The organism is Paenibacillus sp. J31R109, from assembly GCF_059692055.1.
On the sequence record NZ_JCAUAR010000007.1, the window covers coordinates 203,960 to 219,300 of the forward strand.

Annotated in this window: 10 protein-coding genes; 9 read left to right on the plus strand and 1 reads right to left on the minus strand. The window is 43.5% G+C overall.

What is annotated here, in order from left to right:
• Position 1: 1 nt before the first annotated feature.
• The 7 genes from AC58QT_RS19545 to AC58QT_RS19575 all read left to right on the plus strand — a co-directional run bounded on the left by AC58QT_RS19545 (position 2) and on the right by AC58QT_RS19575 (position 10,090).
• Entirely contained in the window at positions 2 to 1,201 is a 1,200-nt protein-coding gene (locus tag AC58QT_RS19545; RefSeq protein ID WP_497410460.1) for a Ger(x)C family spore germination protein, read from the plus strand.
• A 330-nt stretch (positions 1,202 to 1,531) separates the two neighbouring features.
• Positions 1,532 to 2,893: a sulfatase family protein gene (locus AC58QT_RS19550; protein ID WP_497410461.1), complete on the plus strand. Its 1,362-nt coding sequence runs from the start codon at positions 1,532 to 1,534 to the stop codon at positions 2,891 to 2,893.
• A gap of 247 nt (positions 2,894 to 3,140) precedes the next feature.
• The gene (locus tag AC58QT_RS19555; RefSeq protein ID WP_497410462.1) at positions 3,141 to 4,913 is read left to right on the plus strand and encodes a cache domain-containing sensor histidine kinase; all 1,773 of its coding nucleotides are present in this window, start codon (positions 3,141 to 3,143) and stop codon (positions 4,911 to 4,913) included.
• On the plus strand, positions 4,906 to 6,321 hold the full coding sequence (locus AC58QT_RS19560; RefSeq protein ID WP_497410463.1) for a response regulator transcription factor: 1,416 nt from the start codon (positions 4,906 to 4,908) through the stop codon (positions 6,319 to 6,321). The genes AC58QT_RS19555 and AC58QT_RS19560 overlap by 8 nt, the downstream gene beginning before the upstream one ends.
• 180 nt (positions 6,322 to 6,501) lie before the next feature.
• Positions 6,502 to 7,452: an ABC transporter permease gene (locus AC58QT_RS19565; protein WP_497410464.1), complete on the plus strand. Its 951-nt coding sequence runs from the start codon at positions 6,502 to 6,504 to the stop codon at positions 7,450 to 7,452.
• 15 nt (positions 7,453 to 7,467) lie between these two features.
• Positions 7,468 to 8,355, plus strand: coding sequence for a carbohydrate ABC transporter permease (locus tag AC58QT_RS19570; protein WP_497410465.1), 888 nt, complete (start codon positions 7,468 to 7,470; stop codon positions 8,353 to 8,355).
• A gap of 79 nt (positions 8,356 to 8,434) precedes the next feature.
• Entirely contained in the window at positions 8,435 to 10,090 is a 1,656-nt protein-coding gene (locus tag AC58QT_RS19575; RefSeq protein ID WP_497410466.1) for an extracellular solute-binding protein, read from the plus strand.
• 425 nt (positions 10,091 to 10,515) lie between these two features.
• Here AC58QT_RS19575 and AC58QT_RS19580 read toward each other — a convergent pair whose 3' ends face one another.
• The gene (locus AC58QT_RS19580; RefSeq protein WP_497410467.1) at positions 10,516 to 11,655 is read right to left on the minus strand and encodes a polysaccharide deacetylase family protein; all 1,140 of its coding nucleotides are present in this window, start codon (positions 11,653 to 11,655) and stop codon (positions 10,516 to 10,518) included.
• 116 nt (positions 11,656 to 11,771) lie between these two features.
• Here AC58QT_RS19580 and AC58QT_RS19585 point away from each other — a divergent pair, with 116 nt between their 5' ends.
• The gene (locus AC58QT_RS19585; protein WP_310500395.1) at positions 11,772 to 13,322 is read left to right on the plus strand and encodes a fumarate hydratase; all 1,551 of its coding nucleotides are present in this window, start codon (positions 11,772 to 11,774) and stop codon (positions 13,320 to 13,322) included.
• Positions 13,323 to 13,465: 143 nt separating this feature from the next.
• Entirely contained in the window at positions 13,466 to 15,262 is a 1,797-nt protein-coding gene (gene pnpS, locus AC58QT_RS19590) for a two-component system histidine kinase PnpS (protein ID WP_497410468.1), read from the plus strand.
• Positions 15,263 to 15,341 lie beyond the last annotated feature (79 nt).

Below are 15,341 nucleotides of genomic sequence, written 5' to 3' on the forward strand. Positions count from 1 at the left end.
TGTGAGAAAGCGAGTTCTTGCTCTCTTGTTTATGGGGATCGTTATTGTTCTAACCGGTTGTTGGAATCGTAACGAGTTAACTGATTTGGCATTTGTGGTAGGAATGGCGATTGATAACAGTGATGATCAGATTGAAGTATCTATTCAAGTAGTTGAACCACAACAAATTAATGCCAAGGGGGGATCAACTCGCATTCCTGCCATCATGTACAAAAGTAAAGCAGATACGTTAGCTGAAGCTCTAAGAAAAATGATGACGGTATGTCCTAGAAAACCTTATGTGTCACATCTGCGTGTTCTAGCCATTGGGGAATCACTAGCTCGGGTAGGCATTGCAGACACTTTAGATTATATTTCCCGTGATCACGAATTTAGAAATGATTTCTCCATTATTATTGCAAAAGGAGGAAAAGGAGCAGATGTCCTGTCAATCTTGACGGCACTGGAACCCATTCCATCCAACAGTCTATTTGACACTTTACGCGTATCGTCCAGAGAGTGGGCACCCACGACGACAATCACACTAGACGAACTCATTACTGACTTGGTCAGCCAAGGCAAAAATCCAGTGTTATCTGGCATTGAAAGAACAGGTGATCTCAAGGTGGGCAGATCACTGGATAATTTGGAATCAACCACGCCAAATGGCAATGTACGCTTAATAGGGTTGGCGGTATTTCAAAAAGATAAGCTGGTCGGCTGGTTAGATGAAGCAGATAGCAAAGGTTACAATTATATTGAGGGTAATGTGAAACGTACGATTGGCAATGTGACGTGCGCGGATGGCGGACAGATCTCATTCGAAGTGTTAAATACAAAGTCAAATATGAAAGGTGTCATCAAGAACGGGGAGCCTCAAATCGATATCCGGCTGCTGGTTGAACAAAACGTGGCAGAGGTCAAATGTCAAGTTGACTTGACGAAGTTAGAAACGATTGAAGGTCTTCAGGAAAGATCCAATAAGCAGTTAAAAGAGCTTATGGAACATGCCATTCATGAAGTTCAAACGAAATATCAATCTGATATTTTCGGGTTTGGTGAAGTGATTCATCGTAACGATCCGAAGGGTTGGCAACAAATAAAGGATAACTGGCAGGAGTTGTTTCCAAAGTTATCTGTGAATGTTGAAGTCGAAACGAAGACGCGACTCACAGGCACAACTTCAAATTCTCTTGTTGAAGAATTAAAAAATAAGAAGTAGCCGAATCGATAACGTAAATCCCTGATGGGGGTCTAAGTGTATATAAATGATATAGAAAGTGACAGGGGTTTCGTGATGAAAGTAGTTGGCTATTATTACTGCGTACAGTGTGATTCCGTTCGACCTGAGTATTGCTCAGCTACCCTATTCAAAACTGCGTTCAGAATATTGCCGAGCGGTGAACGCTATCAGATTGGTACTTGTAAAGAGGTATGTATACCGACCAAGGGGTGAAGGGGCAACGGAGTCCTTCATCCTAAAAAATGATAACAACATAATAATGGGAATATATGTAAGGGTTTACAAAAACGGAATCGTGAGGTGCTTCCTATGAAAACAACGAAAAAACCAAATGTGATTGTATTTTTTACGGATCAACAGCGCTTTGATACAACGGGTGTTCATGGTAATCCCCTTGAACTGACGCCTAACTTCGACCGCATGGCGATGGAGGGAACGCATGTTTATAATTCGTTCACGTGCCAACCCGTATGCGGACCTGCTAGATCATCCCTGCAGACAGGAAAATATGCGACAGAAACAGGCTGCTACGTGAATGGCATTCCGCTCCAGCAAGAGGAGCAAACGTTGGCCCATTACTTTAATGACGCTGGCTATCATACCGGATATATCGGTAAGTGGCACTTAGCTGGCCAAGAGCCGGTGCCGCAGGATCAACGAGGCGGTTATCAATATTGGCTAGGCTCCAATGTTCTTGAATACTCTTCCGATGCGTACGATACGGTCATGTATGACAATGAGAATAAGCCGGTGAAGCTTCCAGGTTATCGGGTGGACGCTCAGACGGATGCAGCGATCCGATACATCGATCAACATAAAGAGAATCCATTTTTCTTATTCCTATCCTATCTCGAGCCGCATCATCAGAATCATTCGGATAACTATCCAGCTCCGCGCGGATACGAAGGCCGATACAGTGGCAGCCAATTCATCCCTGGGGATCTTGCAACGTTGGGTGGTACAGCACATGCTCATCTTGGCGGTTATTACGGGATGGTTAAACGCTTAGATGAGGCTCTAGGACGTTTGTTCGATTGTTTAATTAGCCTGGACTTGGAAGAAGATACGATTATCATGTTCACTTCCGACCATGGCTGCCACTTTAAGACGAGAAACAATGAGTACAAGCGCTCCTGTCATGATAGCTCCATTCGGGTGCCAACCGCATTCACGGGTGGCTGTTTCAAATCTGGCGGGCGTTTGCAAGAGATGATCTCCTTAGTGGATCTTCCACCAACGCTACTGGATGCAGCAGGTATTCCGGTTCCAGCTTCCATGCAGGGCCGCTCTATTCTTCCGCTGCTGCGTGGTGAAAGAGAGGATTGGCCAGAGGAAATACTTGTACAAATTAGCGAGTCACAAGTTGGACGAGCTATTCGTACACACCGCTGGAAATACAGCATAAGTGCGCTGAATCTGAATCCTTATCACGATGCAGGGGCAGATACGTATGTCGAAGAATTTCTCTATGATCTGCAATCTGATCCCCATGAGTTAAACAATCTGATCGGGGTCGTTTCCTTTGATAACGTTGCCTCGGATTTACGCACGCGCTTGATTCGTCGCATGCAAGAAGCGGGAGAAGCCGCACCAACGATACAACCAGCGGAAGTAAAGACTAACTCGGGTGCCAGAAGAGTGTCTGTCAGCGAGCTCCGCAAGAAACTGTAGGTAAATCATGATGTGCTAGGTGAATCGGCAACGCCATTATTCATTTTTATTACAGGAAGAACATGAATAGCAGAGTGCCAGACTAACACAACACCTTCGTGTTTGGTCTGGCTTTTTTTCTTGGAGCTCGCATGCGAATAGATAAAGGGATTTATGAATGAAAGTAGAATGTAATGTAGAATTTTATGAATTCAGAATATTCTTTTAAATATAGCGGAGAGGTTTGTAGAAAGGGATTGAGGTCGCCATGCATTGGTTCAGTAAAGTGACAATCAGAAATCAACTGATTTTCCTCGCATCCATCACATTTGTGTTGTTAATCTTGATTTTTTCCGTCTTTTATACGCAAAACAAAGAGATTATTAAACAAAAGAATACCGAGTATACGGTGAACATGATTTCTCAATTGCAGCAAGATGTGGCTTCCTACCGCAATAGTATTGATAAATTACTGATGAATATTGCTTATAACCCCGACATGCAGGAATTCATGCTTGAAACCGATTATGGAAATAGGTACGAGCTCTCTAAGAAAATTAGCAGTGTACTGAACAATGCCAGATTAATGAAGGAAGGTATTGTAGACGTCATTGTCGTTGGAAATTCAGGATCGTTCTATAGCACCTTCGGCGGAAATGAATATGTCACGAAGTATCAACAGCTTTTCAGTAGTTCTCCCTTTATTTCAGGTTTGAAAGAAGTGAATTTCGGTTCCAATATCAAGGGAACCAAGTTTTTCATAGCAGGACTATCCACCTTCGCCACGTACGATGCTGCACATACAGGCAAACAGATTGGCTATTGTTATCTCGTCATTGATGCCAAGGAAATTACCGCGCTTTCGTTCCCCAAGATCGGCAAGGAAGAGATGAAGTTCTACTTACTAGATCGCGATCATCAGGTGTTTACCTCCAACGATACAGCCTCTATTGGGGGCAATTCCGATTTCTTGACAGCGGCTGAAGCTTTAAATGGACAATCGGCGATCCTTACTTTGAATGGCGTTCGCCAAATTGTTCAAACCGAGAAGTTGCCCGAAATTGGCGGCACTATCATTAGTGCTATTCCCGAAAAAGCGTTATATAGCGAGATTAGAAAATTAAGATTAAATGTCATTTACTTGCTGCTCACAGCTATTTTCATTCTTTCCGTGCCATTCATCCTCATTATGAATAATTTGATTAAACCCATTCGCCAAATTACGAATTTCATTCTAGGTATTCGAACCAAACAAACGGTCATTTTCAAGCAGGAGATCAAACTTGAAGGCTACTTTGAAATGACCATTCTGTCTTCCAAATTGAATACAATGTTCAACGAAATCGATTCCCTCACACGTAATCTCATTGAAGCTAATATCCAGCTGTATCGCGTGGAACTCGAGAAAAAGAAAGCTGAACTTGCGTTCTTGCAAAGTCAGATTAATCCTCATTTTCTGTACAACACCTTCGAAACGATAAAAGGAATTGCGATGATAAGAGGGGTTCATGAGATTAAAGACATGGTCCAAGATTTGAGCCGGATATTTCGATACAGTATTAAAGGAACAGAAGAAGTCTCGCTCCAAGAAGAGTTGGATACGATTAGCGCTTATTTGCGCATTCAAAAGACGCGGTTCAAAGATCGGTTCGACATTCAGATGGACATTAACCCCCGGGTATTAACTTGCAAAGTTCCTAAAATGATTCTTCAACCGATTGTTGAGAATGCGATTATACATGGCTTAGAGCCCTTATCGAAAAAGGGTCATCTGAGGATTATGGCGGAAATTGACTCCTATAACAAATTAGTTATCTCTGTGAAAGATAATGGGAACGGAATGCCTGAGGAAATGAGCGGGGCGTTACTTAAGAATGCGGAAGGCAAAGACCCGTTCGATCTCCATCTAGGCTTGAAAAACGTCAATAATCGAATCCAATTCATCTGTGGAGATGAGTATGGGTTGAGTTTCCAAAGTCAAGAGAACCTAGGGACAGAAGTGATTTTTCATTTGCCGCTAAAGGAGAATGAGGATGTATAAAATTTTATTGGTAGATGATGAAGAGTGGGTTGTACAGAGCTTAAAACATAGTATTGATTGGGAGGAATATGGCTTTCAAGTGATTGGAGAAGTGCACAGCGCTGACGAAGCTCTTGCATTCATTGACACCCATCAACCACATCTCGTGATAACGGATATCAAAATGCCTGGTATGAGTGGGCTCGAATTAATAAAAAGAGTCGTAAGCAAAGAGTTACCCATCCAGTTTGTTGTAGCCAGCGGTCATGCGGAGTTCGTTTATGCACAGAAAGCGCTGCAATACGGGGCGATTGGCTACTGTTTGAAGCCTTTTGAAGAAAATGAGATTAAAGATTACTTAAAGAAAGCTAGGTTACATATCGAATCAAAAAGTAAAAGTGATCATTTGGAATTAATCGATTTAATTCTAGGACAAAGTGTGCCGGATCATGGCAAAGTAATGGAATTATTACGGGCTGAAGGCGTTGATTGTGATAAAAATGAATTGGCTGTCATTCAAGTGATCGGGAATTTCCTCATGCCAAGCGAAAGTAAGATCCCGTATTGCAGTCTGAAAACAGGACCAAGTAAACGGGTCTGTCTTATGAATCAATCGGATTTTATGTCGTTTATGGAAAAAGTGAAATCGGTCCCGAATGTTAGTGTAGGCTATGCGACGCACATGAAGCTACACGAGATTAAAGAAGCCATACATGCGGCTAATATCTCAGCATTTCATTTTTTTGTGACCGGAAAGAAGGATTGTTATTGTGTCAGTGCTGCCTCTACGGATCTTAAGAGTTATTTAGGTCATGTAGCAACCGCGATGGAAAAGAATGATCTGAAGTTCATTGATGCCTCCTTTCATGAACTCTCGCAATGCTTCGAATCGGGAGCGTATACGATTAAAGATGCTTATTTTGTCTATTATCAAATTATGTATTACGCGAGCGATAGACTAGCTATGCATGTCGACGTGGAGATTGATCATTTCGAACAGCTATCTTCCATTTATATGAATGTACATGTCATGTTGGCAGAGCTTAGACGGCAAATCATTCAACAAGTGATCTCCTTAGCCAAGGTATCTGATGTAGAGATTGAGCACGAGACAGTTAGGCATATTGTGAAATATGTCAAAGAAAATTTCTATAATGACATCAATTTGAGTCAGATTTCCAAACTATTTTTCGTAACACCGAACTATGTTAGTCATATTTTCAAAAAGGAAATGGGCGTTAATTTCACGGAGTATATCAGTAAGCTGCGGATTGATTATGCGGGGGGCTTATTAAACAGCTCAACGTTAACCATTCAACAGGTGAGTGAGAAGTCAGGGTTTAACGATTATTTTTATTTTACCAAAATATTTAAGCGGATAACGGGCATCACGCCATCGGAGTATAGAAAAAAAACAAGGGCAGATTAGTCCTCACTGTGCGATATGAACGATTTCATGATTGGCTATGTAATAATCTACGATGAAGAAACAGGCCATGCCTTTCCGCTTAAAGCGTCGATATAGATGCTGGGAATCGTCTATATGGGCGTATCGCAGATTATATTAATATTTAGTTAAGACATCGTTCACATCGTGAGGAGGGTTCCTATGGAAACAACAACGAACTTAGTCGAGCATAGACAGGTTCGTAAACGATCCAACTTATGGGATAGAATCACCTACCATAAGTATTTTTATCTCATGTTATTACCCATTATTACATGGTATGTAATATTTTGCTATATTCCAATGTACGGTTTGACCTTAGCGTTCAAAACCTACGACTTTAGCAAAGGGATTACAGGCAGCCCATGGATCGGAATTCAAAACTTTACAGATATTCTGAATGATAGTCAGTATGTAAACTCTTTAATGAATACCATCATCATTAGCTTCGGCAAACTCATATTTCATTTTCCAGTGCCAATCCTTCTAGCCCTTCTCATTAACCAAATTGCTAGGCAGAAACTTAAAAAGATATACCAGACGATCTTTACATTTCCGCATTTTATTTCATGGGTCGTATTAGGTGGAATTATTACCAACATTTTAGGTTCACAAGGTGTTTTTAATCAAATTATGGGGTTGTTCGGATTTGAATCGATGTCCATATTGACGGACCCTGCGTTATTTCGCCCACTCATTTACATCACGCATATTTGGAAAGAAATTGGGTGGGACTCCATTATTTATTTAGCGGCTCTTGCAGGTATTAATCCTGAATTGTATGAAGCAGCGGATATGGATGGCGCGAATGGCTTACAGAAAGTACTTCATGTTTCTTGGCCTGGTATTAAATCTACGGTAGCCATCCTGTTCATACTTACAGTTGGGCTTATGATGAATGTTAGTTTTGATCAAATCTACAACCTGTACAGTGCTCCCGTTTATATCGTTGGGGATACGGTGGACACCTACATTTTGAGGACAACCATGTCAGTTGGAAGCAATTTTGGGTTATTAGCTGCTGCTGGCTTTATCAAGTCTGTGGCAAGTATGTTTCTACTGTTGTTTGCCAATTATGTCGTGAAAAAATTTGGAGAACAGGGTCTGTTTTAGAAAGGGGGAGTAAGCATGAGCTCATCACCAAGTTTAGGCAGAAAACGTTCGGGGTTAAGCTTTATTCCCCATGTCATATTAGGATTTTTTGGAATCCTATCGTTATTTCCTTTCTATACGGTTCTGATTTCTTCCTTCGCCTCTTTTGACGCAATTACAAGTAAGAAGGTTTATCTCTTTCCCACCTCATTCGTATTAACGAACTACAAAACAATCTTAACGCAAGAACAATTCTTTAGCTCACTAGGCGTAACCATATTTATTACGGTAGTTGGTGTTTCCATAAATATGTTCCTATCGGTAACCGGTGCCTATGCGCTATCCAAAAAACAGCTGCCTGGTCGTAATTTGTTCTTATCCTTGATCATATTCACGATGTTTTTTAACGGCGGTTTGATCCCCTGGTATTTACTCGTTAAAAATTTAGGCTTAATTGATAGTCTCTTTTCCATGATTTTACCTGTAGGAATCAATACATTCTATCTCATCATTATGAAAAACTATTTCAATTCGCTGCCTGAAAGCTTAGAAGAGTCGGCTAAGATCGACGGCGCCAATGATATCTATATTTTGATCAAAATTATCATCCCGATTTCTGCGCCATTCATCGCTACATTTGCCTTGTTTTATTCCGTAGAACGATGGAACGAATGGTATAACTCCTTATTATTTATTCACTCACCTTCTAAGGCACCTTTACAAATTTTGCTTCGAGAGCTGCTTATTAATTTCAATACGGATATTGGGTCGATTGGGGCAGCCATCAGGGACAGTAAAAGCATCTATGTACAAGGTGTACAAATGGCCTCGATTGTAGTCACAAGTCTTCCGATCTTACTTATTTACCCGTTTCTTCAAAAGCATTTTGCAAGTGGCATTATGGTGGGGTCGTTAAAAGAGTAAGAGGCCAAACGTAGGTGTTTGAAAGAAAAGGGCAACAAATTGCCTTTCTCATCTATATAAAAAATAGGGAGGTTTTCTTATGAAAATGTTGAAAAAGAGTTCACTTTTCTTAATGAGTACGCTGCTGTTAACAACCTCATTGGTGGCCTGCAGTAAAACCAACACGGAACCAAGCTCGGCTACTGTGGCGCCTACAGCCAGTACCAGTACCACCAGTACGACTACACCAAAGACGGAAGAAAACAAGTATAAGGATGCCATCGAACTTTCCGTTGCGATATGGGATGTCGAGTCAGGATTAGCGAAGTCGAAAGATGATGCCCTCTATCAATTCCTTTCTAAGAAATTTAACATAACGTTTAAGCCGGTAGGCATCACATGGGATGATTATGCACAAAAAATCAATCTCTTGGCGGCTTCCGATTCCTTGCCAGACATTTTCTCCATTGATGCAATCGGAACGCCGACTTTTTATAACTGGGTTAACCAAGGTATTGTAAAGGCAATTCCGAAGGATCTTTCCGGTTATCCGAATTTATCTAAGTACTTAGACGTGAAAGATATTCAAGCAACGAAGATTAATGGGCAATTTTATGGCATCCCTCGACGTACTTATTCTTCTTTGAATTATAATGCGAACGATCGTATTATCTTCTACCGTTGGGATTGGGCACAGGCGGCAGGCGTAACGAAGGAGCCAGAAACGTTTGACGAGTACAAAGATATGATGGTTAAAATTGTAGCCTCGAATCCAGAAGGGAAAAAGCCTGTTGGACTCACGGGACTTCCAAAAACAGCACCAGATGTATTATGGACGTACAGTAACCCTCTAGCTTCCTCAGATGGCAGTGGGGCTGATTCCAAATGGATCAAGGAAGATGGGAAATTCATTCCAGCCGTCTTTAGTAAAACTTCCATACCTACATTGAAATTAGCACGTGACTGGTTCGCAGCAGGCATTATTGATAAAGATTTACCATTGTTAAAAGGTGAACAGCATTACGAGAAGTTTGCTTCTGGAAAAGCCGCATCCATTGTTGTCAGCGGTGGTTATATCAATGGCTACAAAAAAATAGAGAAAGACAGATTTAACAAAGTATATCCGGACAAAAAATTCACGGACGCTGTTAAATCATTGAAACCACTGACAAGTCTGGATGGCAACAAATATCATCCTGTATTTAAAACATACTGGTCGGAAAGTTATTTTAATGCAAAGATCAATGACAAAAAATTGACGCGCATCTTGGATCTATATGATTATCTGTTGAGCGATGAAGGCAAACGTCTAGTTAGCTATGGATTTGAAAATGTCGATTATAAACTTGATGGTGCCAAAATCACTCCGATCGATCCAAAAGTCGTCATTGGCGAGAAGTATCCAAGTACGCTAGTGTTCAATACGTTAGCAACGTGGGAAACTCCTTATACCGTAGACGATCCTAACGATCAAAGCTGGGTTAACAAGGATCTGCAGAAGGATGCAATCAGTTACATGCAATTCGTGAAAACCAAAACAAAAATTCCGGATTTCTCACCTGAGTTAACGCTAGTGTCTACACCGGCCAAAGATAAATTTACGGTCATTAATTCAGATTTACTGATCAAAATCATGGCTAGTAAAGATGATGTGGAGCAAATGTTCACGAAGGAAATTGACGCTTATAAAGGGAAAGGTCTGGATAAAGTCATCGAAGAAGTGAATGCGAAAGCGCAGCAACTAGGGATTAAGTAAATGAAGGATAAAAGCGGGGAAAATGGCCATGCAGGTACAACAGTTGTAGATAATAGGTGAGCTAAAAAATAAAAGATGGCGTGGAGGCGCGTATGATGTGCCTTTCATGCCATCTTTTTACAGTTAAATCGAATTTACGAGGAAATTTATCTCTCCTTACAATAGTACGGTCACATGCGATTTCAAATAAAGGTGTGCCATAACGTTATTTGCTGCATAGGCATGTTCTGCGAAAAAATAGCATTACGGAATAACGCTATTTCGACCAAATGGAGTGAATTTTTCCCATTTAGAGTGAAATAACGTTATTTTATAACGGTATTCTCCCGTATTCTCTTCTAAATTAACAAATAAGATGTTTTTATAACGCTATTTTGCGACCGAGGTTCATCTCTATGTCATGGAAGCAATAGCACTCAGCTTGCTTATTTCACGCTCGGCGCCACCCGCACCGCCACCTTGCCGGTGGCCGGGGTGTAGACGAGCGACTGCCCGATCAGCGCTTGCAGATCGTCAAGCGCAACCGTGACCTGCCCGTGCTCGCGCAGCACGGGCTGCCTTAATCGGACGCGGGCGCCGTCGCCGCGCGTCGCGGTCTTCGCATTCACCTGCAAGGTGAATGCCTGTTGCCCCAGGCGGAGGCGAAGCTCTCCGCCTTCAGCTGTGGCGCTGCCGCCGAGCTGCGCCACGGCAGCGGCCGCGTCCAAGCGCAGCGGCGCGCTGCCTTGCTGCGCCTCGACCCGGCGCTGGATCGAACGGTGCAGCAGCTCCGGCGTGATGTTCGGGCTGCCCGCGTTGATCCGCGGGATCAACATGTGATCGGCGCTGCGCGTCGCCATCTCGGGTGAGATTGTAAAGGCGTAGCGGATGCCCGCCTTCGCCACTTGTTCCGTCGCCGCTGGCGACGTGATGCCGTACGGATACGCCATCGCGTCGAGCGGCGCCTCGGTGAGTGGTGCAAGCTTGCCGAGGCAGGCCCCGGCATCCGTGAACACACGCTGCTGGTAGGCAGCGTCATTCTCGCCATCGAGCTTGCCCACCAAAGCAGCTTCACCACTCGGCAGCTTGTGGTGAAGGTCATCCGTATGGCAGCCGACGTCGATGAAATTCGTCGCATGCGTCATTTCCTTGATTTGATCATAAGACATCGACGGAATGTAAGAGGCCAAGGGTGTCGCTAAGTCCTTCGTGATGACGAAGTTGACGGCAGGTATTCGTAAGCTTTTGAGAATCGGATAAGCCCCTGTATAAAAGCTTTGATATCCATCATCAAAAGTAACCAGCACCGCGTTCGAGGGAACCGTTGCGCCTGCCATGTACATTTTAAACTCATTTAATGAAATAAAATGATAGCCTTTGCTGAGCAGGGTGGTGAGTTGATCTTGAAATAGGGCACTTGTGATGGTGCTTGAGCTGGTATCGGTGTCATGGATATGATGATACATAAGGACGGCTACTTGATCTTGATAGTAAATGGTCCCCGATTTTTCAGCCTGCAAGGGGGTCAATAAGAGCGTAAGCCCGAGTAGACTAACGAGAATCGAAATTGCGATTCTTTTGTACATGTCAGCGAATCTCCTTGTTTTGCTCACAGAACCGTCGAACTGTTCCTATGAGGTATGATATAATAGTTAATATTCTTTAAGATTATGCGGGTAATTGAGAGGAGCTAGACTGTGTTATGCAACATTTTTATCAAAGCGTTTATGATTTAATTGTGGAAACATCCACGAATCTTCCAGGTGATGTTCGCCTTGCGGTACAAGCCGCTCAAGCAAGAGAGGACAAGGGTACACGCTCAGCGTTATCACTATCCCGCATTGCCGATAACATTCATATGGCGGAAACCAATGTTTCTCCAATCTGTCAGGATACAGGCATGCCAACGTTTATTATACACTGTCCAGTTGGGGCAAACCAAATTGTAATGAAGAAACATATCCTAGAGGCAGTTGCGAATGCAACGAAGGCAAGTAAGCTTCGTACGAATTCCGTAGATTCGCTGACAGGTGCTAATAGCGGGGATAACCTCGGACCTGGAACACCGGTTATCCATTTTGAGCAATGGGAGCGCGAGGATGTTGAAGTGAAGCTCATTCTCAAAGGCGGCGGCTGTGAGAACAAAAACATTCAATACAGCTTGCCAGCTGATCTTGAAGGCGTAGGCAAAGCTGGTCGTGACCTTGACGGTATTCGCAAATGCGTGATGCATGCAGTCTACCAAGCACAAGGCCAAGGCTGCAGCGCTGGTTTTATCGGTGTTGGAATCGGCGGAGATCGAACAAGCGGCTATGAGCTGGCGAAGCATCAATTGTTCCGTCGTGTAGACGATGTGAATCCACATGAAGATCTTCGTAAGGTTGAGGAGTACGTGATGGAGCATGCGAATACGTTGGGAATTGGTACGATGGGCTTTGGCGGCCAAGTAACATTGCTTGGCTGTAAAGTTGGCGTAATGAACCGTCTGCCAGCTAGCTTCTTCGTATCAGTAGCGTATAACTGCTGGGCGTTCCGTCGTCAAGGCGTGATTCTAAATGCAGAAACGGGTGAAATCAACGGCTGGTCTTACCCTAGAGGCGAAGAGGTTTCCTTCCAAGATGCTTTCGAAGCAAGTGCCGAAGAAGCTAGAAATACACCGCAAGAAGAGCGTCGCGAGATCGTTCTTACGACTCCGATTTCAGAAGAGCAAATTCGCAGCTTGAAAGTCGGCGACGTTGTTGTCATTAACGGAACGATGCACACAGGGCGCGATGCGCTTCATAAATATTTGATGGATCATGATGCGCCGATCGATTTGAATGGTGCAGCGATTTACCACTGTGGACCGGTTATGGCGAAGGATGATGCCGGCGAATGGCACGTGAAGGCGGCTGGACCGACAACAAGTATTCGTGAGGAACCTTACCAAGGTGAGATTATTAAGAAGTTCGGTATTCGTGCAGTTATCGGTAAAGGCGGTATGGGACCGAAAACACTGGCAGCGTTGAAGGATCACGGCGGCGTGTACTTGAATGCAATTGGTGGTGCTGCACAGTACTACGCACAATGCTTCAAAAAAGTGGAAGGCGTTGACTATCTAGAATTCGGTATTCCAGAAGCGATGTGGCATTTGGAGACAGAAGGCTTCGCAGCTATCGTGACAATGGATTCTCATGGCAACAGCTTGCATGCCGACGTGGAGAAGAATTCCTTAGAGAAATTGGCAGCGCTGAAAGAGCCTGTTTTTAAATAAATGCTAGTACGTGACGCGTTCTCAACATATTTACAAAAAAAATACTGGATTAGCTAGAGAAATTAGGGTTACTATTTAGAGTAGCCCTTTTTCTTTATGTTTGGAATAATCGGCACATCACCCTGTTGGAGGTTTACGCGTCCATGACCAAATTTCGTGCAAAACTAACCCTGATTTTAATCTTACTCATTGGATGCTCGATGTTGGTTGCCGGTATATTCATGGCGAAAGTTCTCGAGAGTTCACATGTGAAATCTTTACAAGAAAATATGGAGCGCGAGCTTCATGTAATTGCTTCTAGTGGTGTTTGGGATTATAAAGGGACTGAAGCCGAGCTGTACTCGTATTATTCTGCACAAGCGCATCGACTCAAAGACGCAACTACGGAGCGCTTGACGTATGTACGTGCTGACGGTAAAGTGCTTGGTGACTCCGACCAACCCCCAGAGCAGATGGATAACCATCTAACAAGACCTGAAATCGCCGCGGCAGCGAAGGTTGGCGTCGGTTATGTGACACGTTATAGTGATACACTGAAAGAGAACATGCTGTACGCAGCGATTCCGGTTAAAAATGAAGCCAAAGTGACAATCGGGTATCTGCGAATATCGTTAAGCTTAGCCCAAGTAGATAAATCGATCCGCAGTCTATGGTATTTCCTTATTTCAGGATTATTGATCCTCTTTGTTATTGCAGGTATTGTCAGCTATCGGATTGCCAAAGGGATTACACGCCCCATTGAGCGGATGACGAAGGTTGCGCAGCAAATTACGAATTTGAATTATGAATCTCGTGTTCCCGCGTATCGCAATGATGAGGTCGGGCAGCTCGGCCAAGCGATTAATCGGATGTCTGAGAGCTTGCAGGGTCAAATGGCACGTATTCAAGAAAATGAACGCAGGCTGCAAGGTGTCATGGAAAATATGATGAGCGGTATCATGATGATTGACCGCGAAGAGCGGATTATGCTGCTCAATCCTTCTGCTGAAGCGATTCTGGGATTCACCTCACAGGAGCTCCTTGGGAAGAAATATAATGAAGCGAAGCAACAATATGACTTCACGAAGTTGATTCAGGAATGTATCGAGCTACAGGAGCCGATTTCGGATGAGATGATGTTTTATTATCCGGCAGAGCGTATTCTGGATATTCATTTAAGCCCAATTGCGCATGAAGATGAAGAGTGGTCTGGTGTACTTATCGTGCTCCACGATATCACGGCGGTACGCAGATTGGAGCGCATGCGCAGTGAGTTCGTAGCGAATGTCTCCCATGAGTTGAAGACGCCGATTGCGGCAGTAAAGGGCTTTGCGGAGACGCTGCTGGCAGGCGCGTTGAATGATAAGGAAACGGCGGTGTCGTTTCTGCAAATCATTTTCGATGAGAGTGAGCGGTTAAATCGTCTAATTGGTGATATTTTGGAGCTGTCGAAGATAGAGTCGAAGCGAATTCCTATGAATTTCTCTCCTGTCTATTTGCCTGAATTTCTGGAGAGATCATTAAGTGTACTGCGCAAAGAAGCAGAGAAGAAGCATATTGAGCTTACCATGACGGTAGAGGATGATATGTATATTGAAGCAGACGAGGATCGGTTGCGCCAAATCATCATTAATTTACTGTCTAATGGCATTGCCTACACGCAAGATGGCGGGAAAGTCAAGCTTCGTGTAGAACCTTTGGAAACCAATGCAGATGGGGATTACGAACGACTGCGAATTATTGTATCGGATACAGGGATGGGGATACCGAAGAAGGATTTACCGCGGATCTTCGAACGATTCTACCGGGTAGATAAAGCGAGATCCCGAAGCTCAGGCGGGACGGGACTGGGGTTATCCATCGTTAAGCATCTTGTGGAAATGCATAAAGGAACCATTCGTGTTGAGAGTGAAGTAGGGGTAGGGACGAAATTTATCATTGAGTTGCCTGTTATCCATTAAATAGGTAGTTGTGGATTTACACTCCGATGACGAAGGGTTTACAATGTCTTTACAAATGTATGGTACACTCAAGAGGTGC

What these genes read in the sequence shown, in the direction of transcription:
- AC58QT_RS19585 (WP_310500395.1), top strand. Translation starts at nt 11,772, where the DNA reads ATGCAACATTTTTATCAAAGCGTTTATGATTTAATTGTGGAAACATCC.
- AC58QT_RS19560 (WP_497410463.1), top strand. Translation starts at nt 4,906, where the DNA reads ATGTATAAAATTTTATTGGTAGATGATGAAGAGTGGGTTGTACAGAGC.
- AC58QT_RS19550 (WP_497410461.1), top strand. Translation starts at nt 1,532, where the DNA reads ATGAAAACAACGAAAAAACCAAATGTGATTGTATTTTTTACGGATCAA.
- AC58QT_RS19565 (WP_497410464.1), top strand. Translation starts at nt 6,502, where the DNA reads ATGGAAACAACAACGAACTTAGTCGAGCATAGACAGGTTCGTAAACGA.
- AC58QT_RS19570 (WP_497410465.1), top strand. Translation starts at nt 7,468, where the DNA reads ATGAGCTCATCACCAAGTTTAGGCAGAAAACGTTCGGGGTTAAGCTTT.
- AC58QT_RS19580 (WP_497410467.1), bottom strand. Translation starts at nt 11,655, where the DNA reads ATGTACAAAAGAATCGCAATTTCGATTCTCGTTAGTCTACTCGGGCTT.
- pnpS (WP_497410468.1), top strand. Translation starts at nt 13,466, where the DNA reads ATGACCAAATTTCGTGCAAAACTAACCCTGATTTTAATCTTACTCATT.
- AC58QT_RS19575 (WP_497410466.1), top strand. Translation starts at nt 8,435, where the DNA reads ATGAAAATGTTGAAAAAGAGTTCACTTTTCTTAATGAGTACGCTGCTG.
- AC58QT_RS19555 (WP_497410462.1), top strand. Translation starts at nt 3,141, where the DNA reads ATGCATTGGTTCAGTAAAGTGACAATCAGAAATCAACTGATTTTCCTC.